19 protein-coding genes are annotated in these 20,922 nt (G+C 63.9%); 10 read left to right on the top strand and 9 right to left on the bottom strand.

Annotated elements, in window-relative coordinates; all coding sequences use genetic code 11:
• Positions 1-86 precede the first annotated feature (86 nt).
• The 3 genes from FKM97_RS12460 to FKM97_RS12450 are packed head-to-tail and all read left to right on the top strand — an operon-like array spanning position 87 to position 2,700.
• Entirely contained in the window at positions 87-860 is a 774-nt protein-coding gene (locus FKM97_RS12460; protein WP_144293041.1) for an ABC transporter permease, read from the top strand.
• A 5-nt stretch (positions 861-865) separates the two neighbouring features.
• The gene (locus FKM97_RS12455; RefSeq protein WP_144292743.1) at positions 866-1,648 is read left to right on the top strand and encodes an ABC transporter permease; all 783 of its coding nucleotides are present in this window, start codon (positions 866-868) and stop codon (positions 1,646-1,648) included.
• Positions 1,645-2,700 (top strand): ABC transporter ATP-binding protein, encoded by a 1,056-nt coding sequence (locus FKM97_RS12450; RefSeq protein WP_144292742.1) that lies wholly within the window; start codon positions 1,645-1,647, stop codon positions 2,698-2,700. The genes FKM97_RS12455 and FKM97_RS12450 overlap by 4 nt, the downstream gene beginning before the upstream one ends.
• A 52-nt stretch (positions 2,701-2,752) precedes the next feature.
• On the opposite strand, the gene FKM97_RS12445 is transcribed toward FKM97_RS12450, so the two are convergent.
• Genes FKM97_RS12445 through FKM97_RS12430 form a run of 4 tightly spaced genes read right to left on the bottom strand, consistent with a single transcriptional unit; the run spans position 2,753 to position 7,202 of the window.
• Entirely contained in the window at positions 2,753-3,925 is a 1,173-nt protein-coding gene (locus FKM97_RS12445; RefSeq protein WP_144292741.1) for a trans-sulfuration enzyme family protein, read from the bottom strand.
• A 34-nt stretch (positions 3,926-3,959) separates the two neighbouring features.
• Positions 3,960-5,354, bottom strand: coding sequence for a pyridoxal-phosphate dependent enzyme (locus tag FKM97_RS12440; RefSeq protein WP_144292740.1), 1,395 nt, complete (start codon positions 5,352-5,354; stop codon positions 3,960-3,962).
• A 16-nt stretch (positions 5,355-5,370) separates the two neighbouring features.
• A complete protein-coding gene (locus FKM97_RS12435) occupies positions 5,371-6,675 on the bottom strand; it encodes a flavin monoamine oxidase family protein (protein WP_144292739.1) in 1,305 nt (434 codons plus the stop codon).
• An 8-nt stretch (positions 6,676-6,683) separates the two neighbouring features.
• A complete protein-coding gene (locus tag FKM97_RS12430) occupies positions 6,684-7,202 on the bottom strand; it encodes a dihydrofolate reductase (protein WP_144292738.1) in 519 nt (172 codons plus the stop codon).
• A 94-nt stretch (positions 7,203-7,296) separates the two neighbouring features.
• Between FKM97_RS12430 and FKM97_RS12425 the strand changes: the two genes are divergently transcribed.
• Positions 7,297-8,046 carry an alpha/beta fold hydrolase gene (locus FKM97_RS12425; protein ID WP_144292737.1) on the top strand — a complete coding sequence of 250 codons (750 nt, stop codon included), beginning with the start codon at positions 7,297-7,299 and terminating at the stop codon, positions 8,044-8,046.
• Between the two features lie 20 nt (positions 8,047-8,066).
• Here FKM97_RS12425 and ypfJ read toward each other — a convergent pair whose 3' ends face one another.
• Positions 8,067-8,972 carry a KPN_02809 family neutral zinc metallopeptidase gene (gene ypfJ / locus FKM97_RS12420; protein WP_144292736.1) on the bottom strand — a complete coding sequence of 302 codons (906 nt, stop codon included), beginning with the start codon at positions 8,970-8,972 and terminating at the stop codon, positions 8,067-8,069.
• 116 nt (positions 8,973-9,088) lie between these two features.
• Between ypfJ and FKM97_RS12415 the strand changes: the two genes are divergently transcribed.
• A complete protein-coding gene (locus FKM97_RS12415) occupies positions 9,089-10,750 on the top strand; it encodes an NAD+ synthase (protein WP_144292735.1) in 1,662 nt (553 codons plus the stop codon).
• Between the two features lie 6 nt (positions 10,751-10,756).
• Complete coding sequence (gltX, locus tag FKM97_RS12410; RefSeq protein WP_144292734.1) at positions 10,757-12,091, top strand: glutamate--tRNA ligase; 1,335 nt, start codon at positions 10,757-10,759, stop codon at positions 12,089-12,091.
• Here gltX and FKM97_RS12405 read toward each other — a convergent pair.
• Genes FKM97_RS12405 through FKM97_RS12390 form a run of 4 tightly spaced genes read right to left on the bottom strand, consistent with a single transcriptional unit; the run spans position 12,081 to position 14,931 of the window.
• The gene (locus FKM97_RS12405; protein ID WP_170240887.1) at positions 12,081-12,800 is read right to left on the bottom strand and encodes an RES family NAD+ phosphorylase; all 720 of its coding nucleotides are present in this window, start codon (positions 12,798-12,800) and stop codon (positions 12,081-12,083) included. The two genes, gltX and FKM97_RS12405, sit on opposite strands and share 11 nt — an antisense overlap.
• Positions 12,797-13,234 carry an MbcA/ParS/Xre antitoxin family protein gene (locus FKM97_RS12400; protein ID WP_144292732.1) on the bottom strand — a complete coding sequence of 146 codons (438 nt, stop codon included), beginning with the start codon at positions 13,232-13,234 and terminating at the stop codon, positions 12,797-12,799. The genes FKM97_RS12405 and FKM97_RS12400 overlap by 4 nt, the downstream gene beginning before the upstream one ends.
• Before the next feature lie 51 nt (positions 13,235-13,285).
• Positions 13,286-14,080 (bottom strand): phosphate/phosphite/phosphonate ABC transporter substrate-binding protein, encoded by a 795-nt coding sequence (locus FKM97_RS12395; RefSeq protein WP_144292731.1) that lies wholly within the window; start codon positions 14,078-14,080, stop codon positions 13,286-13,288.
• A complete protein-coding gene (locus FKM97_RS12390) occupies positions 14,077-14,931 on the bottom strand; it encodes a helix-turn-helix domain-containing protein (RefSeq protein WP_144292730.1) in 855 nt (284 codons plus the stop codon). The genes FKM97_RS12395 and FKM97_RS12390 overlap by 4 nt, the downstream gene beginning before the upstream one ends.
• Positions 14,932-15,061: 130 nt before the next feature.
• On the opposite strand from FKM97_RS12390, the gene FKM97_RS12385 reads away from it, so the two are divergent.
• The 4 genes from FKM97_RS12385 (at position 15,062) to FKM97_RS12370 (ending at position 20,898) form a co-directional block, all read left to right on the top strand.
• Positions 15,062-15,979, top strand: coding sequence for a fatty acid desaturase (locus FKM97_RS12385; protein WP_144292729.1), 918 nt, complete (start codon positions 15,062-15,064; stop codon positions 15,977-15,979).
• A gap of 351 nt (positions 15,980-16,330) precedes the next feature.
• Positions 16,331-17,263 carry an ABC transporter permease gene (locus FKM97_RS12380; protein ID WP_144292728.1) on the top strand — a complete coding sequence of 311 codons (933 nt, stop codon included), beginning with the start codon at positions 16,331-16,333 and terminating at the stop codon, positions 17,261-17,263.
• Positions 17,264-17,278: 15 nt separating this feature from the next.
• On the top strand, positions 17,279-18,223 hold the full coding sequence (locus tag FKM97_RS12375) for an ABC transporter permease (protein WP_144292727.1): 945 nt from the start codon (positions 17,279-17,281) through the stop codon (positions 18,221-18,223).
• A 35-nt stretch (positions 18,224-18,258) separates the two neighbouring features.
• Positions 18,259-20,898, top strand: coding sequence for a dipeptide ABC transporter ATP-binding protein (locus FKM97_RS12370; protein ID WP_144292726.1), 2,640 nt, complete (start codon positions 18,259-18,261; stop codon positions 20,896-20,898).
• Positions 20,899-20,922: the final 24 nt, after the last annotated feature.

The raw sequence follows: 20,922 nt of genomic DNA, 5'->3' as shown, positions 1-20,922 counted from the left end.
TGGCACGATTGAAGCGCGCATGGGTCGGCTATGGGCTGACCGCTCCCTCCTATCTGTGGCTGACCATCACCGTGCTGCTGCCGTTGATGATGATGTTCTATTTCAGCTTCCTGTCGCGGATGCCGTTCGGGGCGGCCGAACCCGCTCTGACGCTGAAGCAATACGCACTCTTCTTCGAACGCGACTTCTACCGGTTCCTGACCTGGCGATCGATCATGCTGGGCGTGCATGTGACGGTGTTCTGCGTGCTCATCGGCTATCCTGCCGCGCTCATTCTGGCGCGCAGCGTCGAGGGGCGGTGGCGTGAGGCGATCCTGCTCCTGGTGGTGCTGCCGTTCTGGAGCAATGCACTCATCCGCATCTTCGCCTGGACCATGGTGCTGCGCACCGATGGGGTGATCGACCAGGCGCTGCATGCGATCTTCCCCTGGGCCCCGTCCCTGGGCATCCTCTATTCCTATCCGGCAATCGTCGTCGGGCTCGTGCACTCCTTCGTGCCCTATATGATCCTCACCTGCTACATCTCCCTGCAGGCGATCGACGGGGCACTGATCGAGGCGGCCCGCAGCCTAGGAGCGTCCAACTTCACGATTTTCCGGCGCATCATCCTGCCGCTCAGCCTGCCGGGGCTGGTGGTGGGCGTGATCCTGATCTTCGTTCCCACGGTGGGCGCCTTCATGGAACCCCGGATCCTGGGGGGGACGCAGAGCATCATGCTCGGAACGGTGATCGAGGACCAGTTCACCGAGGTCTTCAACTGGCCGCTCGGGGCGGCGTTGTCCTTCACCCTGCTGGCCATCGTGATGCTCATCTTCGCCGCCGCCTATCCGCTTCTGCGGAACCGGCTCAAGCTGGCCTGACCCTCATGCGATCCCCCAAACGCTTCCTCGCCTATGGCTATCTGGCTGCGCTGCTGGTCTTCATCTACCTGCCGATCCTGGTGATGATGGCCATGGGCTTCAACGAGTCACCCAACTACCAGTTGCCGTTCCGCTTCAGCCTTGTCTGGTATCAGCAGCTCAGCGGCAACGAGATCCTCTGGCGGGCGGGCCGGAACAGCCTGCTTCTGGCTGCCTCGACGACGATCGTGGCGACCGTCATCGGGACCATGGCGGCGATCGCCTTCTCCCGCTACAAGGTGCGCGGGCATGTGGTGCTGCAATTGCTGCTGTTCCCGCCCATGGCCGTGCCGTGGCTGATCCTCGCCACCGCCATGCTCATCTGCTTCTATTACACCGGCATCGGCCGCGGCCTGCATGCCATGCTGCTGGCCCATGTGGCGCTGGCGCTGCCTTATGTGATCGTCGTCATCGGGGCACGGTTGCAGAGCTTCGGCTCGGAGCTCGAAGAGGCCGCCTCCACCCTGGGCGCCAGCGCTTGGCAAACCTTCTTCCGCGTCACCCTTCCCGTCATCGCGCCGGGCGTGGCGGCGGCGGCGCTGTTTGCCTTCGGCATCTCCTTCGATCAGTTCGTCACCTCCTATTTCCTGTCACCACCGGGCGTCACCACGCTGCCGGTCGAAATCTACGCGTCCATCCGCAAGGGCTTCACGCCCGAGATCAATGCGATCTCGACGATCATCATCATCGTGTCGATGTTGCTCCTGCTCATGGTGTCGCGCTTCTATCGCTTCGGAGGCACAAATTGAGCGAAGTCGACATCCGTCACGTCTCCAAGCATTACGGCACGGTCGCCGCCCTGGACGACGTTTCGCTCACTCTCGCCGACGGAGAGTTCTTCGGCCTGCTCGGGCCAAGCGGCAGCGGCAAGACAACATTGCTGCGCTCGATCGCCGGTTTCGTGGAGCCCGAAGCCGGACAAATCCTGATCGACGGACAGGATGTGAGCCGGATCTCCACCCATCGCCGGGACATCGGCATGGTGTTCCAGAACTACGCGCTGTTCCCGCATATGTCGGTCTTCGACAATGTGGCCTTCGCGCTTTCGGTGCGGCGGGTCAGCCAAGCGGAAACGCGCGCACGCGTCGCCGAGATGCTCGCTTTGGTGCAACTCACCGGCTATGAGGAGCGCCGTCCGCGGCAGCTCTCCGGAGGCCAGCAGCAGCGCATCGCCCTGGCCCGGGCGCTGGTCTCGCGGCCCCGCGTGTTGCTGCTCGACGAGCCACTGGGCGCACTCGACAAGAACCTCCGGCAGCAGATGCAGGTCGAGCTCCGGCAGATCCAGAAAGAGGTCGGGATCACGACGGTCCTGGTCACACATGACCAGGAGGAAGCGCTTACATTGTCAGACCGGATCGCCATCTTCCGCGAGGGCCAGGTCGTGCAGACCGGCAAGCCGGATGCGGTCTATGAGCGCCCGCGAAGCCGGTTCGCCGCCGACTTCCTCGGCGCTGCAAACTTCCTTCCAGGCCAGGTGGCGGGCACGGGCATGGTCGCGTTGGCGGACGGCCAGACGATCGCGACGGAGGATCAACTGCCCACCACGGGTCAACCTGTGACTCTGACCGTGCGGCCGGAGAAATTCACGATCAATGCGCCCAACGCCGAGGGCCAGAACCGGCTTTCCGTCCAGATCATCCAACCCATCTATATGGGTGCGTCCATCACCTACAGGGTCAAGGCGGGGGCGACGGAGCTCACCGTTTTCCACCAGAACCGCGACGCACAGATCCATGAGCCGGGCACGCAAGTGGAGCTGACCTGGTCACCGGCCCATACGGGGGTGATCGAGGCCGGATAGCCGTCTTCCCCTGTCGCTCCTCACCCACTGGGGCGGATTGGACAGATGGCCGCTATCCGAGGGCCTGTTCCAGATCGAGGATCAAGTCGTCTGCATCCTCCACACCGACCGACAGCCGCACCAGGCCATCCAGGATGCCGAGTTCGCGGCGGATCTCCGCGGGAATGGAGGCATGCGTCATGATCGCTGGATGCTCGATCAGGCTCTCGACGCCCCCGAGACTTTCAGCCAGGGCGAAGACCTGGGTGCGCTCCAGGAATTTGCGCGCATCTTCCAGGCCCCCCTTCAGAACCGCCGAGACCATGCCGCCATAGGCCTTCATCTGGTGGGTCGCGATGTCATGTCCGGCATGGGACTTCAGGCCGGGATAATAGACGTGATCGATCTTCGGATGACGCACCAGGTAGTGGGCCACGATCATCGCGTTTTCGGAATGACGCTCCATGCGCAATGGCAGGGTCTTCAGCGAGCGCAGGACGAGGAAGGCGTCGAAGGGCCCCATCACGGCCCCCACGGCGTTCTGCAGATAGCGCAGTCGCGCCTCGAGGCCTTCCTGCACGGTATTGCGGGAGACGACCGCGATGCCACCCACAACGTCGGAATGGCCGTTGAGATATTTTGTCGCCGAATGGACGACAATGTCGATGCCGTGGTCGATGGGGCGCTGGAGATAGGGCGAAGCAAACGTATTGTCGCAGACGGAGATCAGGCGGTTCGCCTTGGCGAATTCGGCGATCTGGGTCAGGTCGATCACCTTCAGCAGCGGATTGGTCGGGGTCTCGACCCAGATCATCCGCGTGTCCGGCGTCAGGGCTGCGGCGAGTGCCACCGGATCGGACACATCGACGAAGCTGATGCGGAGCCCGGCCGAGCGTTTCCGCACATTCTCGAAGAGGCGGTAGCTGCCGCCATAGAGATCATCGCCGGCAATCACATGGGCGCCGGCATCGAGGAGTTCGATCACCGTCGCGGAGGCGGCAAGGCCGGAGGCGAAGGCGAAGCCCGCCGCGCCATTCTCGAGGTCGGCCATGCAGTCTTCCAGCGCCTTGCGCGTCGGATTGCCAGAGCGGGAATATTCATAGCCCTGGTGGACGCCCGGGCTCTGCTGGACGAAGGTCGAGCTGGCGAAGATCGGGGTCATGATGGCACCCGTCGAGGGGTCGGGAACCTGACCCGCGTGAATGGCACGGGTGGCAAAGCCCTGTCGGTTCGATCGTGTCGGCACGGGAGAGACCTTTCAGAAGTAATGCGAAGCGCGGTCAGGCGCTGCGCTGAGCTGTGAGCCGCAGGTGATTGAGGAGATCGATCTTGGTGATCACGCCTTGAAAGCGGCCTTGGCGCATCACCGGGGCCACCATGCCGCGGCCCACGAGACCCAGCACGTCCTCGATCGAATCCGTGGCCTCGAGCTTGATCACATCGGTGGTCATGGCATCGGACGCCGCACCCGTAAACCGGCCCTGCTGCCGCCAGACCTGATTGAGCAGATCCTCCTCATCGAGAATGCCCACCAGCACGCCATCCTCGAGGACGGGCAGCTGAGAGATATCATGCAGCTTCATCTGGCGGTACGCTTGGGCCAGAGGGGTCGAGGGCTTCACCGTCACCGTCTGCTGTTCGGCGTATTTGCGCGCCACCAGATCCGTCAGATCGCCGGTCTGCGGCAAATCGAGCAGACCGTTGTCGAGCATCCAGAAATCATTGAACATCTTGGAGAGGTACTTATTGCCGCTGTCGCAGACAAAGGTCACGATCGATTTCGGCTCGACCTGCTCGCGCGCATAGCGCAGGGCCGCCGCCAGCAAGGTGCCGGTCGAGGATCCCGCCAGGATGCCTTCCACGCGCAGCAGTTCACGTGCCGTGCGGAAGGCTTCGGCATCGGAGACCGAGTAAGCCTTCGAGACACGGGACAGATCGGCGATGTCGGGGATGAAGTCCTCACCGATGCCCTCGACCAGCCAGGAGCCGACCTCCTCGCTCACCTCACCGGTCTCCACGTAATGGGCGAGGATCGACCCCTGGGGATCGGCGAGGACGAACTTCGTCTCAGGGTTCTGGGCGGCGAAATATCGCGACAAGCCGGTCACGGTGCCGCCGGAGCCCACGCCGCAGACAATGGCATCGGGGCCGACACCGATGTCGCGACATTGGGCCAGGATCTCAGGGCCGGTGGTGGCCTCGTGGGCCGCCGGATTGGCCGGGTTCTCGAACTGGTTGATATAATGCCAGCCGTTCTCCGCAGCGAGGCGGGCTGCCATATCCTGATAATATTCAGGGTGACCCTTGCCGATGTCGGAGCGGGTATTGATGACCTCAGCCCCCATGGCGCGCAGATGGAAGACCTTCTCCTGGGCCATCTTGTCGGGGACGACCAGCTTCAGCGCATAGCCCTTCTGAGCCGCCACCAGAGCCAGTCCCAGACCCGTATTTCCCGCCGTCGCCTCGATGATGGTGCCGCCGGGTTTCAGGGTGCCGGCCCTCTCGGCGGCCTCGATCATGGAGCGGCCGATGCGGTCCTTGATGGAGCCGCCCGGATTCTGGTTTTCCAGCTTCAGGAACAGCCGGCATTTGCCTGTGTCCATGCGGGTGATCTCATGCATGGGCGTGTTGCCGATCTCATCCAGCACCGATCGCGATACTGCGGCAGTCTTCATGGTCACTCTCCGTCCCTCACGCCATTTCGGGCTCGATCAGCCAGAGCGGGTCCGGCGCAGGCGGTTTCAATCCCAGCATCGCAGCGGCGCGATGGGCGGCATCGATCCCCGACAGATAGGCGCCGTGACAGGTGGCGAATCGCGTCGGGCTGGTATGCTCGCCCGCCAGAAAGAGCCGGTCGTGAACCGGCTCGGCAAAGGCGAAGCGCGCCTGGCCATGACCGGGCAAAGCACAGGAATAGCCCCCGCGCGTATACGGATCCTCCGTCCAGCCCGTCATCGCAGCCTTAAGGATATGGCCGCGCAGGTCGCTGCCGAAAGCGCGCACTAACGTATCCGTGACGAAGGCCACCGCTTCCGCCTCGCCTGCCTCCACCATGGCCTTGGCGTGATCGCCCGCCAGATGAGCGACCGCTATCGGCCGACCGAAGGGAGAGATCTCGAAGTTGAGCGGCTCAGTGTCCGTGGATACGGGGTCGAAGATGTCCACATAGACGCAGGGTTGCGGCGGCTCCAGGGGACGATCGAACAGCAAGGCGACCTTCTCATAATGGCCCATGGGGACCGCATCCAGAGTTGCGGTCAGCCAGTCCGGATAGCCTGGATCGATCGCGATCCGCTGCTCCTGGAGAATCCGGGCCGGGACCGCGATGACGACCGCCTTGGCCGTAATCGTCCCGTGCGATGTGTCAACGACCGCGCCGCTCGCGCCCACGGTGATCCGCCTCGCCTCGATGCCGCAACCGATCGCCAAGCCGCGGGCGATTTTCTCCATGAGCCGGCCGTAGCCATCCTTGACGGGTAGATTGACGTGGCTGTCGTCGTAGCGGCCGTAATCGGCCGCCGAGATCTCCTCCGGCTCCCGCGAGGTCATCAAAGTGAACCAGTGATGCAGCAGCGGATAGAGCCGGTGCGAACGGTCGAGAAGGGAGGCGGCGGAGACGTCCCGGCCCTTGGCTCCCTCATCGGAGACATAGCCGAGGCGGTCCCAGACATAGGCGCGTGTCTCGTCGCCGAACTGCCATCGGCCGTCCGTGTAGGTGCCGATCATCGGCGGTGTCGTGTCGTGGTCATAGCCATGACCCAGCCGGTCGGCGAGGACCCGCAACGGATTGCGATCAGCGGTGTGAAACCAGTGGCAGCCGCGGTCCCAGGTCACGCCGAGCGTTTCGCAATCAGTATGCGCCCGGCCGCCGATGCGCGGCTTTGCCTCGATGATGGCGGCCGTCAACCCCAAACGCTTCAGGGCCAAGCCGGCGCCGATCCCAGCTGCACCGGCGCCGATCACCAAGACGTCGGGATTCGAAGGCCATGGCGTCATGACGTTGCTCAACGTTGCAGCGGAGATACACGATCGAAGACGATGAGCGTCACATCCGCCGCATCCCCCTCCTCCGCAGCATACGCCTCGCGGGACACCTCCCGCCAGTCTCCCCGTGCCAAGTCCGGAAAGAAGGTATCACCTGGCGGGGAGGCGTGGACGCGGGTGAAATAGAGCCGATCCACATGCAGCATGGCCTCGCGAAAGACACGGGAGCCGCCGATGACGGCGATCTCCTCGACCTGCCGGTCGCGTGCCATGCTGGCTCCCAGGCGAAGGGCGGAATCCAGAGAGCGGGTAATGAAGACACCTTCCGGGGCAAATGTGTTCGATTCAGAAATGACGATATTGTCCCGGCCCGGCAGCGGCCGACCGATGGACTCGTAGGTCTTGCGGCCCATAATGATCGGCTTGCCCATGGTCAAAGCCTTGAACCGCTTCAGGTCCGATGGCAGTCGCCACGGCAGGCCCCCGCTCGCGCCGATGACCCCGTTTTCCGCCACGGCGACGACAATGCTGATCCTCATGAGACTTGCCTCTTCTCTCACGACATGCGGTATGGTGCGTCGGTTCTAGCACCATCCGATCCCTACGATGTAAGTTGCCAGGAGAGTTCTGTCCATGAAGCCTATTCTCGTCTTTCTTCACGGACTCGGCGGATCGGTCGAGATCTGGGATCGTCAACGGCAGCATTTCGACCCGTATTGGCAGACCTTCGCCTGGCAGGCTCCCGGCTATGGCGGGCGGGCATTGGCCGATCCCCTCACCTTCGAGCATCTGAGCGACCTCCTCTGGGCGGACCTCGATACGCTCGGCTTCGAGCGTGTGGTGCTGGTGGGGCATTCGCTCGGGGGGATGCTCGCCCAAACTGCCGTTGCACAAGTTCCGCTGCGGGTCTCAGCGCTGGTCCTCGCCTCCACCAGCCCCGCCTTCGGCGATCCGACCGGGGAATTCCAGAAGCGCTTCCTCGCCGAGCGGCTGGACCCGCTCGACCGCAACATCGCCATGGCAGAAATGGCGGGGCCGGCCGCTGCCAGCATGGCCGGTGACACTCCGGACCGGGAGGGATTGCAACGGATCGAAGCCGCCATGGCCCAGACGCCGCCGGATACTTTCCGTGCCTATGTGCAGCTTCTCACGACCTTCGATGCCCGCGCCACCCTGGCTGCGATCGATTGCCCGACGCTGGTCATCGTCGGCGAGCACGACAAGGCCGCTCCACCCATCGTGTCGGAAAAGATGGCGCAGAAAGTCCGCAATGCCCGCTTCGTGCTCGCGCCCGGGGCCGGGCACCTCTTGCCCTTCGAGCAACCGGATGCGTTCAACGTGTCGATGGAGCAGTTTCTGGTCGAGAGCGGTATCGGAGCCTAGGCGCCTGCTTCTGCCCCGCCCTACAAATTCGGCGCGTTGAACGTGTCGCAATCCTTCGGATTACCGCTGGCAAGGCCGGTCTTGAACCATTTCACGCGCTGGGCGGATGAGCCGTGGGTGAAGGATTCCGGCACCACATAGCCTTGAGAGCGCTTCTGGAGACGGTCGTCGCCAATGGCTGCGGCGGCGTTCAACCCTTCCTCGATGTCGCCCTCCTCGATCATCTTGTGCTCGGCATCGGCATCATGACCCCAGACGCCGGCAAAGCAATCCGCCTGCAATTCCATCATCACGGAAAGCTGGTTCTGGTCGGCTTCGCTCAGCCGCGACCGGGCGGCATTGACCTTGTCACTGATGCCGAGAAGCGTCTGGACGTGATGGCCGATCTCATGGGCGATCACATAGGCCTGGGCGAAATCTCCCGGAGCCCCCAGGCGGTCCCGCATCTCCTTATAGAAGGAGAGGTCGATGTAAACTTTCTGATCCGAGGGGCAATAGAACGGGCCCATGGCCGCCTGGGCAAAGCCGCATGCCGATTGGACCGCGCCCGAGAACAGAACCAGAGTGGGATCTCGGTACTGCACCCCCAGCTGCGGAAGGACCTTCTTCCAGGTGTCCTCGGTGCTGGCCAGGACGGCGGAGACGAAATCCTTCATCTCGTCATTGGTCGCGGTCTGTCCGGCGCCCGGTGTGCGCGGGGCCTGCTGCTGGCTCGAAGGCGGCATTGAGCCGCCCCCGCCGTCCAAGAGGATGCGGGGGTCGATGCCCAGGAAATAGGAGACACCGAGCACCACTATCAGGCCGACAATGCCGATCCCTCCCCGTCCCACCGGAACGCGCATGCCACCACCGCCGAGCCCGCCGCCGAAGCCGCCACCCCGCTGGTCGTCGATATTGCCGCTCCGACGCAAGTCTCTCCACCGCATGACCGCACTCCTCTGCCGCGTCTCAAACGCTATCATATCAGAGGTGGTTGCACCTATCCGAGTGGATCCTTGGGCATGGCGTTGCCGATGCACGCCGCGGGGGCTATGAGAAGAGCATGACCGACCGTCTCGCCATCGCCCTCGCACAGCTCAATCCCGTCATGGGCGCGATCGAGGCCAATCGAGAGCTGGCGCGGGAGGCGCGCTGCAGGGCCGCTGCGGCGGGCGCCGATCTCATCCTGTTCAGCGAGCTGTTCATCTGCGGCTACCCACCGGAAGATCTGGTGCTGAAGAGCGCCTTCGTGGCGGCTTGCCGGCGGGCCGTGGAGGCGCTGGCGGCGGAAACCGGCGATGGCGGGCCCGGGGTCATCATGGGCACACCATGGGCGGAGGGTGGCCATGTCTACAATGCGATCGCGGTTCTCGATCAGGGCGCGGTGCAGACCCTACGCTACAAATACGAGCTGCCAAATTACGGGGTCTTCGACGAAAAGCGCGTTTTCTCCATGGGCCCGCTGCCAGGGCCGGTGAATTTTCGCGGCATCCGCATCGGCATCCCGATCTGCGAAGACATCTGGACCGAAGAGGTCTGCGAATGCCTCGCCGAATCGGGGGCCGAGTTCCTCCTGGTGGCCAATGGGTCGCCCTTCGAACACGGCAAACTCGACCGACGCATGAATCATGCGGTCTCCCGGGTGACCGAAACCGGCCTCCCTCTCGCCTATCTCAACCAATTGGGGGGCCAGGACGAGCTCGTCTTCGACGGCGCCTCTTTCGTGCTGAATGCCGATTGCAGTCTCGCCGTGCAGCTGCCGGCGTGGGAGAGCTCGATCGTCGTTACGCACTGGCTGCGCGACGGAGATCGCTGGCGCTGTGAAGGCGGCGAGCGGGCCGTGATCGAGGACGGTCTCGAAGCCGTCTATCGCGCCTGCGTTCTGGGCCTGGGCGACTATGTGGACAAGAACGGCTTTCCCGGCGTCGTGCTGGGGCTCTCCGGCGGCATCGACAGCGCCCTGTGCGCGGCGATCGCCGTCGATGCTCTGGGGGCCGAGAGGGTCCAGAGCCTGATGCTGCCGCATCTCTATACCAGCGATGACAGCCTCGCCGATGCCGAGGCCTGCGCCCAGGCTCTCGGCATTGCACATGTCAGCCTACCCCTTTCAGGCGCGGTCGAGGCGGTCACCGAGACCTTGGCGCCGGTCTTCAACGGCGCCGCACCCGGCTTGGCGGAAGAGAACCTCCAGTCGCGGTTGCGCGGCCTTCTGCTCATGGCCGTCTCCAACAAGCTCGGCCCCATGCTCGTCACCACCGGCAACAAATCCGAAGTCTCGGTCGGCTATGCGACCCTCTATGGCGACATGAATGGCGGCTTCAATCCCATCAAGGACCTCTATAAAACCGAGGTCAATGCGCTTGCGAGGCTGCGCAACCAGCAGCGGCCGAAGGGCTGCAAGGGTCCGGTGGGACGGGTCATCCCGGAGCGGATCCTGAGCAAGGCTCCCAGTGCCGAGCTGCGGCCCGACCAGACGGACGAGGACAGCCTGCCGCCCTATGACATCCTGGACGAGATCCTGCGCGGCCTCGTCGAGGAGGAGGCCGCGACGGCCGAGATCATCGCCCGGGGCTTCGACCGGGAAGTGGTGGAGAAAATCGAAGGCCTGCTCTATAGGGCGGAGTATAAGCGCAGGCAGGCCGCTCCGGGGGTCAAGATCACACGTCGGAATTTCGGCCGTGATCGGCGCTATCCCATCACCAATCATTTTCGCGACCGAGGCTGAGATATCATGACCGTAAAGGTGCGTTTCGCCCCCAGCCCGACGGGGCGGATCCATATCGGCAACGCCCGCACCGCGGTGCTGAACTGGCTGTTTGCCCGCAAGCATGGGGGCCGCTTCATCCTGCGTCTCGACGATACCGACGTCGCCCGCTCAACCGAAGAATATGCCCTGGGCATCCGCGAGGATCTGGACTGGCTCGGCCTTGCACCGGACCACTCCTTCCGGCAGTCCGATCGCCTCGCCAGCTATGACGCGGTGGTCGAGCGCCTGAAGGCTTCCGAAAGGCTCTATGCCTGCTACGAGACGCCCGAGGAACTCGACCGCAAGCGTAAGCGACAGATGGCGCGCGGCATGCCGCCGGTCTATGACCGCGCCGCCCTCACCCTGACGGCGGAAGACCGATCACGATACGAAGCCGAAGGCCGGCTGCCGCATTGGCGTTTCCTTCTGGAGGACCGGCCGGTCACCTGGCACGACCTCATCCGCGGTCCCCAGAGCGTCCGCGGCGACAGCCTGTCCGATCCGGTTCTGATCCGCGGAGACGGCACCTATCTCTACACCTTCACCAGCGTCGTCGATGACGTCGAGGAGGGCATAAGCCACGTGATCCGGGGCGAGGACCACGTCACCAACACCGCCGTGCAGATCCAGATCTTCGAAGCCCTGGGGGACCACGTCCCCACCTTCGCCCATCACAGCCTGTTGCTCGGCGCCGATGGCCAGGGTCTGTCGAAACGCAGCGGGGCCCTCTCGATTGCCGGCTTACGCGAGGCCGGGATCGAGGCGATGGCGATCGTCAGCCTTGCCGCCACTCTGGGGACGTCCGACATGGTGGCCGTCCATGGCGAGATGGGCGAGCTGATCGAGGCGTTCGATTTGGAGAAACTCTCGCGTGCGCCGGTGCGCTTCGACGAGCGCGAGCTGCGGGCGCTGAATGCCAAGCTGCTGCATAGCCTGCCCTTCGAGGCGGTGGCGGCTCGGCTTGCAGAGATGGGCGTCTCCGGGGGACCCGAGTTCTGGGAGGCGGTGCGCGGAAACGTCGAGACATTGGCCGATGTCCGCCTTTGGTGGGACGTGGTCACCGGTCCCGTAACGGCGGTAATCGAGGACCAAGATTTCGTGGCCGCAGCCGTGCGGTCCCTGCCCAGCGAGCCGTGGACGGTCGAGACCTGGCGGGAATGGACAGGGGCCGTGAAGGAGGCCACGGGGCGCAAGGGCAAGGCCTTGTTCATGCCCCTGCGCCAGGCGCTGACGGGGCTCGAGCATGGGCCGGAGCTTGCCGGCCTCCTGCCCCTGATCGGCCGTGAGCGCGTGCTCGAGCGGCTCCACGTCAAGCGCTGAAGGCGAAGTCCACACTGCTGATCTTGGACACGCGGATCTCACCCGCGGCATCCCAGCTGTAGCGGAAATGATCTCCCTGGATCACAGGCAAGGGCACCAGGGACGGCCGGAAGAGGCAGACGCAGGTGCCTTCCTCGCGGCGGACGCTGTCATAGACGATCCCGTTCGCGCCGCGCCCGCTCGCCGGCCAGCGGCTGAGGGCTGCAAAGGCCTGGGAGGCTTGGTAATGGTCGGGGTCGTAGAGATCCCGTCGCGTCTCCCGCTGACCTCTGAGGTCGATGAGATCGGCATCGATGTCGGCGATCAGCTCCCGCATCTCGATCGTGTTGGGAAAGCCACCGTCGGACAGGCTCAGCCGGCGGGTGGCGTGGTGGATTGTCTCCGCCAAAGCCGTTTCGAGCTCCAGGGCGGCATACCAGCCGCCGAGCCGGCCGTCGGTGAAGCGGCCGCCCCTCTCATCGGCGTGGAGGAAGGCCGCCATGACCAGGCTGGCCGTCGGTCCGTGGGGGATGTCACCGGGGGAAAACAGCGTGATGCGGCGGACCAAAGTCGTCATCCGGTCGTTCGTTGCCGCCTCCAGCAGGAAGGCCGCCTTCAGCTCTTCCGCATCCGTGGCGATATCGTCGAAGACGCCGACCGTCGGGAAGCGGCTGGCGATCAGGCGATGGCTGCGGCCAGTCACCCTCGCGTCAGAAGCCTCACTGCTCATTTCACACCGCGCCATGCATCGAGATAGCGGCGCACCGCATAGAGATCATCCATGGCGCCATTGAGCATGTGGGCAAGCGGTGAGCGGCCGCCGAAGGGCATGTCACGATTGGCGCTCTTCAGCCAGCGCATCGCCCCGGCGTCCTCGACGAAAACCAGCTTCAGCCCCTTGTGAATTCCGAGAATGAGCGAGATGCGCTCCAGCTGGTCGCGCGACAGCGCCGAGGCCTTGCCGCCCTGCCAATTGTGATAGGTCTGGCGCGCGATGCCGCCGAGGAGGATGAGCCTGTCATTCACCGGCAATTGCCAGACGTCGGCGAGGCGCAGGAACAGCCGTACGGCCGGACCCGACAGGGCTTCCCGTTGACGGCGCGATCCAAGATCGGGACCGTCGACGAAATTGAGGGCGGAACTCGTCGCCTCTGCGTGCATCATGATCCATCCAGTCCAAATTCGGACTGAATGTACAATCTTATACACAGCCGTTCAAGAGGGCCATTTGATTTTTTCGGCGGCCGCCTTCAGCCGCTGAACCTCCCGATCGTAGCTGTCAGGCGGCAGGAGACAGATCTTGTCCAACAACAGCGCCTCGCGAACGGCGCCGAGGTCGACATCGTCAAAGGCCCTTCGCACTCCGGCTTCGATCCGCGCCCGCACGTCCCGATCATGAGCCGAGGCGGTGACATAGGGCAGGCTCGGCGCCGATGGGCTCTCACCGATGATCGTCAAACCGTCGACCAGATCCGGCCGATAACGCTGTGCAAGCGCGAAGCTCACACAGTCGATCGCTGCCACATCGGCACGCCCTGCTCTCACGGCGGCCATGGAGGCCACATGTCCGCCCGTGACCTCGACGCGTCCGAAGAACACTTCACCGGCTTCGGCCACGCCACTGAAAAACGCCCCCAAGGCGAGGTAGCCGGAGAGGGAGTCGGTGCCGTTGATGGCTGCCACCTTGCCCCTGAAGGATACGGGCGCCACCGAATTGCAGGCAATGATCATGCTGCAATAGGTGGGTCCGTCGCAGCCCTTGGCGGCATAAGCGGGCGAGCCCAGGATCGAGAGATTGGGGGCGAAGCTCTCGACGAGCGGAAAGCCGCAGGTCTGGCTCAGCAGGAGATCCGGGCGGCTCCACGGCTGCTTGAAATCCCCCTCCCGCAGCAGGGCATCGGGGCGGTCGGTGACACCCTCGCGTCCTAGGCTGCGAGACAGACCCGCCCACCAGGCATCGGTTGCGGCCCGCATCTCGGGCCAGTCATACATGGGCAGGCTGGCAATCATCGCACTTCACCCCGGAGCTCTCTCAGATAGCGCGCACAGTCATGGGGCTGGATCCTGGCATGGCGGATCAAATCGTCAAAATGCCGGGTCAGCTCGCGAATATGCTGGGTGGAGGTGAAGACGAAGTACATCTCGCCGATGTAGATGGCGGCACGTTTCGGTCCGAAGACGGTGTAGGAGCTGGAATATTGCTCCAGACCGTCGAAGAGGAACCAGCGGAAGGTCGGATAGAGCTCCTCCGTCAGCCGCGCCATGCGGTCGATCTGGGCGATGCGGGCGCGACGGTCGAGGTCGCTCCAGACGCCCTCGCCGCGGGCGAAGCCGACGATCGACTGGAACGAGCTGCAGACCTCCATGTCGGTCTCGGGCTTGCGGGTATATTCGAGGCTGGACTGCGCCGCCTCCTGCCGCAGGGCCGGACGCGGTCCGGTGCGGGCGGCGTATTCGTAATCGATGACTTCGTCGCTCTTCAGCAGATCCGGCAAGGTCGTCGGGACATAGCGGATCTTGAACCCGGTCGCCTCCTCGCGCCAGCGCTGCAGCCGAATATCGACGGGGCTGCCGGCCGCCGTCTCGATCTCGAGCTGGGGGACGATGTCGGTGGCGACCTTGTCCTGCTGGGCGAGCCCGAGCAGCCAGTCGACGGAGCTGTTATGCTGGGCTGCGATCTTCGCGATGGTTTCGGTGCGGGGCAACCGGACCGCCGACTGACCCAGGAGCAGCGACAGCGTCGAGCGATCCAAGCCTGCCTTCTCGGCAAATTTCGCCCGGGTCAGCCCGGATCGGGAGATGAGTTCGGCCAGCCTATGGCGAAAGACCTCAACGGTTTCGCGCTTACGCGTTTTCGGCATTTGGTGACAATCATCATCAATTATACGGATCCGCCGCAAACTATCAGCAAAAGCCTCGCTGTATCAACTGTGGCGTCGCGCACCCAGCGCTTAAGCTCTGTGCAGGAGAATCACATGGATAGGATTTTGAATGACTGCGCATCGTCTGCGCGGCGCGCGGCTGCACGCCGTCGAATGGCCCACGGCCTCGCTGCTCGTCGCCTGCTACCTGGCCTTCGGTGCGCTCACCTATTTTGGCGATGCCCTGCCCCTCTGGCTGCTGATTCCGGCGGGCGCCTGCGTGGTCTGCCTTTACGGCTCACTGCAGCACGAGGTCATTCACGGGCATCCGACACGGCACGCAATCCTCAACGAAGCCCTCGTCTTTCCCTCGCTCAGCCTCTGGGTGCCGTTTCGTCGCTACCGCCGCACCCATCTCATGCATCACAACGATGATTACCTCACCGATCCCATCGACGATCCCGAATCCTGGTATCTGGAGCCTGCGACCTGGGCCGCGCTGCCCGCCGCGGTGAAGAATGTTCTCAAGATCAACAACAGCCTGGCCGGCCGGCTGACCATCGGGCCCCTGGTCGCCCTGTCGCTGTTCGTCTGGCACGAGATCCGCCGGGGCTTTGCCAATGATCGCGGCATCCTCGGGGCATGGGTGCTGCATGCGGGGTCAGTCTCGGTCACCCTGTTCTGGGTCATGGGCGTGTGCGGGATGAGCTTCTGGACCTATGTGCTGATCTTCGCCTATCCCGGTACCTCGCTCTCCCTCCTGCGCTCCTTTGCCGAGCATCGCGCCGATCACCACGCCAAGGCGCGCAGTGCCGTGATCGAGACCAATCCCATCCTCGGTCTGTTGTTCCTCAACAACAATCTCCATGCGGCCCATCACGACAATCCGCGGCTTGCCTGGTACCAGTTGCCGGCCTTCTACCAGAGCAGCCGGGAACGGCTGCTGGAGCAGAACGGCCGTTATCACATGGTCGGTTACCTCAGGCTGGCACAGCGATTTCTGTTCACACCCAAGGAAAGCGTCCCGCACCCGCTGAAGGGCGGCTAAGCGGTGGAATTACGGGTTCTGCAGGCGGGACAGAGACGCGCTGTGAGGTCGTCCCCCCGCCTCGCCCGCCTCCCGGAAGAGACGCTAACACCTTCCCTTGTCTTGCGTTTGAGCCCAAGCAGGCTATCATCGTTCTAAACAAGTGGCCGCAGAGCCCGCAGGACGAGCAACCGATAGTGCTCGATCGTCGCGATCGAACGCATGGGGGGTCATGAGGGGATCAAACACCGTCCGGAGACCAACGCCTCGGACGTCAGGGACGGCTATAGGTCACGGCTCGCGGCAGCGGGACGAAGGATCCTTCGGAGCCTCGCGCTCCCTTCTCAGCCCGGCTGACAGAGGGGTCGTCTGATGCTGGCTCTGCTTGGCAAACGTCTGACCTCCATGATCCTGATCATGCTGGTCATCTCGTTTCTGCTGTTCCTGATCTTCGAGGCCGACAAGGTCAATGTCGCCACCAAGGTGCTGGGGACGTTCTCCACCATGGAACAGCGTCTCCTCTGGCTCGAGAACAATGGCTATAACGCACCGTTCCTGGAGCGGTATTTCGAGTGGCTGTGGAAATTCATCACCGGAAATTGGGGCAATTCCCTGCAGTTCCAGGCGCCGGTCAGCGAGCTGCTGCTGCCTCGACTGCTCAATACCGCGCTTCTCGGCGGCATCGTCTTCATCATCACGGTCTCGCTTGCCCTGGCGCTCGGCATCCTGTCGGGGATTGCCGAGGGGAGCATTCAGGACCGCACCATCACCGTGGTCTCGGTGCTCACCACCTCGGTGCCGGAATTCGCCTCCGCCACGCTGCTGGTGGCGATCTTCGTGTTCTGGCTGAACTGGCTGCCGGGCACCTCACCCTTCAACAGCGGCATCGCGCTCCAGGAGCTGGTGCTGCCGGTCGCGGTGCTGGTCCTCTATAATTTCGGCTATTACACCCGCATGACGCGGGCCTCCATGGCGGAGGTCATGACCTCGCAATATGTGCGGACCGCGGTCCTCAAGGGCCTGCCGCGCAAGCGGGTGGTCATGCGGCATGCCCTGCGCAACGCCCTGATCGCGCCCTTCACGGTCATGGTGCTGCAGCTGAACTACCTCCTCTCGGGGGTCATCGTCACCGAAGTCTTCTTCTCCTATCGCGGCTTCGGAAAACTCCTCTACGATGCCGCCCTGTTCAACGACATCTATGTCATCGAAGCCTGCACCATGGTCGCCGTCATGGTGGCCGTCAGCTCTCAGTTCATCTCCGATATCGGCTATACCCTGCTCAATCCCCGCATCCGTTTTGCCTAACCGTAGAGGATCTCAATGGTAGACCAGACGGTCGGACAGTTTCCTTCAGCGCCCGGGGTCATCCGCCGCTTCTTCCGTGCCCTGTTCCTGTTGCGCGAAAGCAAGATCGGCATGCTGGGCGCTTTTCTGGTGCTGTTCTGGATCGTGATGGCCATCGCTGCACCCTATCTGCCCATCGCGGACCCCTTGAAGATCTCCATCCCCTTGCAGAAGATGATGGCCCAGGCACCCGATGGCTCGACCTTCTGGCTCGGCACCGATGATCGCGGCCGCGACATCCTCTCGCGTGTCATCTGGGGCTCACGACTGGTGCTGTTCTGGGCGAGCCTGGCCACGATCGTCGCCTATACCGTCGGCATGGGACTGGGCGTCGTCGCCGGCTATCTCGGCGGATGGTGGGACGAGATCATCTCGTTCCTCGCCAATGTCCTGCTGTCCTTTCCGCTCATGGTCCTCTATCTCGTCATTCTCACCAATTTCGGCGCCACCTCGGCGCTGGGGTCCTTTCTCGCCAACACGATCGGGCTCGATTCCAAGGCCGTCTCCGGCATCATCATCGTCGTCGCCGTCACCTTCGGGACGGCACCGCAAGTCGCGCGCATCGTGCGCGGGCTCATCCTGGACCTGAAGACGCGCGACTATGTCGCCGCGGCCCAGGTGCGCGGGGAGTCCGCCGCCTACATCATGCTCGTTGAGCTCCTGCCCAATGCCCGGGGGCCGCTGATCGTCGATGGCTGTCTGCGTCTCGGCTATGTGACCATCACCATCGCCCTCCTGGGCTATCTCGGCCTCGGCCTGCCCCCGCCGGATCCCGACTGGGGCAAGATGATCCGCGAGGCTCAGCCGATGGGCCAGTTCGGCGCCAATGCGATGATCTGGCCGGCGCTGGCGATCTCCTCGCTCATTCTCGGGCTCAATCTACTGGCGGACGGCTTGCGCGAAATTTCGCTGCGAGATTGATCCCGGCTCGGCCGGCTGAATCAGGAAAGACAGGCATGGCAGTCACGGCAATCGAACCCAGGCTTTCGGCCCCGCCCAGCCCCGAGATCGTTCCCGTCCTCGACTGCCGCGACGTTTCCATTTCCTACACCACCCGCGCCGGGCAGATCCCCGCCGTGATCGACTTCAACCTGCAGGTCATGCCGGGTGAGGCCGTCGGCATCGTCGGGGAATCCGGCTGCGGAAAGTCCACGGTGGCGCTGGCCATCATGAATTACATGGGCCGCAACGGGGCCATCACCGGCGGTGAAATCCTGTTCCAGGGCCGGGACATGCGCCTGATGTCGGAAGCCGAGCTGCAGCAGGTCCGCGGCAAGGACATCTCCATGGTCTATCAGGAGCCCATGGCCTCGCTCAATCCCTCGCTCAGGGTCAGCGAACAGCTGACCGAGGTGTTGATCTACCACGAGGGTCTCACGGAAGCAGATGCGCGCCTGCGCGCCACATCCATGCTGGATGCCGTGCGCCTGCCCGATGCCGGTCGGATCCTGTCATCCTTTCCGCATCAGTTGTCGGGCGGCCAGCAGCAGCGCGTGCTGATCGCCATGGCGCTGCTGTCGCGACCGAAGCTTCTGTTGCTGGACGAGCCGACCACCGCCCTCGACGTCACCGTGGAAGCGGGGATCGTGGAGCTGATCAAGGAGATCGCCCGGGAATTCGGCACATCCATGGTCTATATCTCGCATAATCTCGGGCTGATCCTCGAGACCTGCGACCGGGTCACGGTGATGTATTCCGGCCAAGCCGTCGAACAAGGCACCGTCTCTCAAGTGTTCGACCAAATGCGCCATCCCTATACAAGGGGCCTCTTCAACTCGATCCCGCTGCCCGGCACGGACCGTTACGCCCGGCCGCTGGTGCCGATCCGCGGCCAGCTCCCTCTGCCGCATGAGCGGCCCAAGGGATGCTATTTCGGCCCGCGCTGCGATTTCTTCCAAGCGGGACGATGCGATGCCCAGCTGATCCCCATGGAACCGGTGGCGCATGAGGACAGCCACGGCGTGCGCTGCGTACGCTATCGTGAAATCGACTGGCATGCGGAGGCCCCCATCGCCGTCCGCAACGACCCGATGCGCATCGGCGACACGGTCCTCGAAGTGCAGAACATGACGAAGCATTACGAGATCCGCGACAATTCCCTGCGGGCACTGCTCACCGGCCGCCGCAAGCGCTATGTGAAAGCCAATGAAAGGATCAGCTTCGAGGCGCGCGAAGCGGAGACGGTGGCGATCGTGGGTGAGTCCGGCTGCGGCAAGACCACCTTCGCCAAAGTGCTGATGGGACTCGAAGAGGCCACCAGCGGACGCATTCTGCTGCATGGCAAGGACATCGCCAATCTCCCCGTGGAAAAGCGCTCGCCGAAGCTCATCGGCGATCTGCAGATCGTTTTCCAGAACCCGTTCGAGACCCTCAATCCCAGCCATACGATCGGCAGCCAGATTTCTCGCGTCATCAAGAAATTCGGCGTGGCCAAGACGAAGGCGGATGTCCGCCGGCAGATGTTCCAGATGCTCGATATGGTCAAGCTGCCGCGCGACTTCGCCTTCCGCAAGCCGCGCCAGCTCTCGGGCGGACAGAAGCAGCGCGTAGGGATCGCGCGGGCCTTTGGCGGCGATGCTGCCGTTGTGGTGGCGGACGAGCCGGTCTCCGCCCTCGACGTCTCGGTCCAGGCGGCTATCACCGGGCTTCTGACCGAGATCCAGCGTGAAAAGCGCACCACCATGCTGTTCATCAGCCATGATCTCTCGGTCGTCCGCTATCTGGCCGACCGCGTCGTCGTGATGTATCTCGGCCAGATCATGGAGCAGGGGACGACGGATCAGGTGTTCAATCCGCCCTATCATCCCTATACCGAAGCCCTGTTGTCGGCCGTGCCGATTGCGGATACCTCGATCACCAAGAAGCATATCGTGCTGTCGGGCGAGTTGCCGAGCCCGATGAACCCTCCGCCGGGCTGCCCGTTCCAGACCCGCTGCCCGCGCAAGATCGGCGCGATCTGCGAAACCAAGGCACCGCCCCGCAAGGAACTGGCGCTTGGCCACACCATCCTGTGCCATCTCCCCGATGAGGAATTGCGCGCGATGGAACCGGTGATCGCCATCGGGGCGCCTCGATCCAAGCCGGCCGAGGCGGAGGTCGCCCGCTTCCCAGAGATCCAAACGCCGCCTCGTCCGACGACTCCGGTCGCGGAGCGAGCGGAGCCCCTTCTCGACGGTGACCCTGCAGGACATCACCAGTCGGCACCCCCGTCGAGGTCGGAGGTCGCCACGGAAGCCGCCGTCGCGGGCCAGATGCCCACGGAGGCCCGCGCCACCGAACTCGACGGCCCGGCAGCCGAAGACACCGGGATCTTCGAGGGGGCCCGGATCGACGAGGGCCCGGCGGCCGGCACGCCGGCGCTGGAGGACCGAGACGATCTTACCCGCATCAAGGGCATCGACGAGGAGCGCCAGAAGCTCCTGCATGCCATCGGCGTCTACGACATCGCCTCCATCGCCCGCTGGTCGGAAGACGACATCCAGAGGGTCAAGAGTGCGCTCGGCCTCAAGCGACGCACCCAAGCCGATACCTGGAAGAAGCGGGCGGGCGAACTTGTGGCGGGGGAAGCCGTTGCGGGCGAGGACGCCCCGGTGTGACGCTCAAGGGCCGGCTCATTTGTC

Source organism: Rhodoligotrophos appendicifer (assembly GCF_007474605.1).
Lineage (GTDB): Bacteria > Pseudomonadota > Alphaproteobacteria > Rhizobiales > Im1 > Rhodoligotrophos > Rhodoligotrophos appendicifer.
Note: the sequence above shows the minus strand (reverse complement) of the source record. Positions and strands in the feature narration are given on the sequence as shown.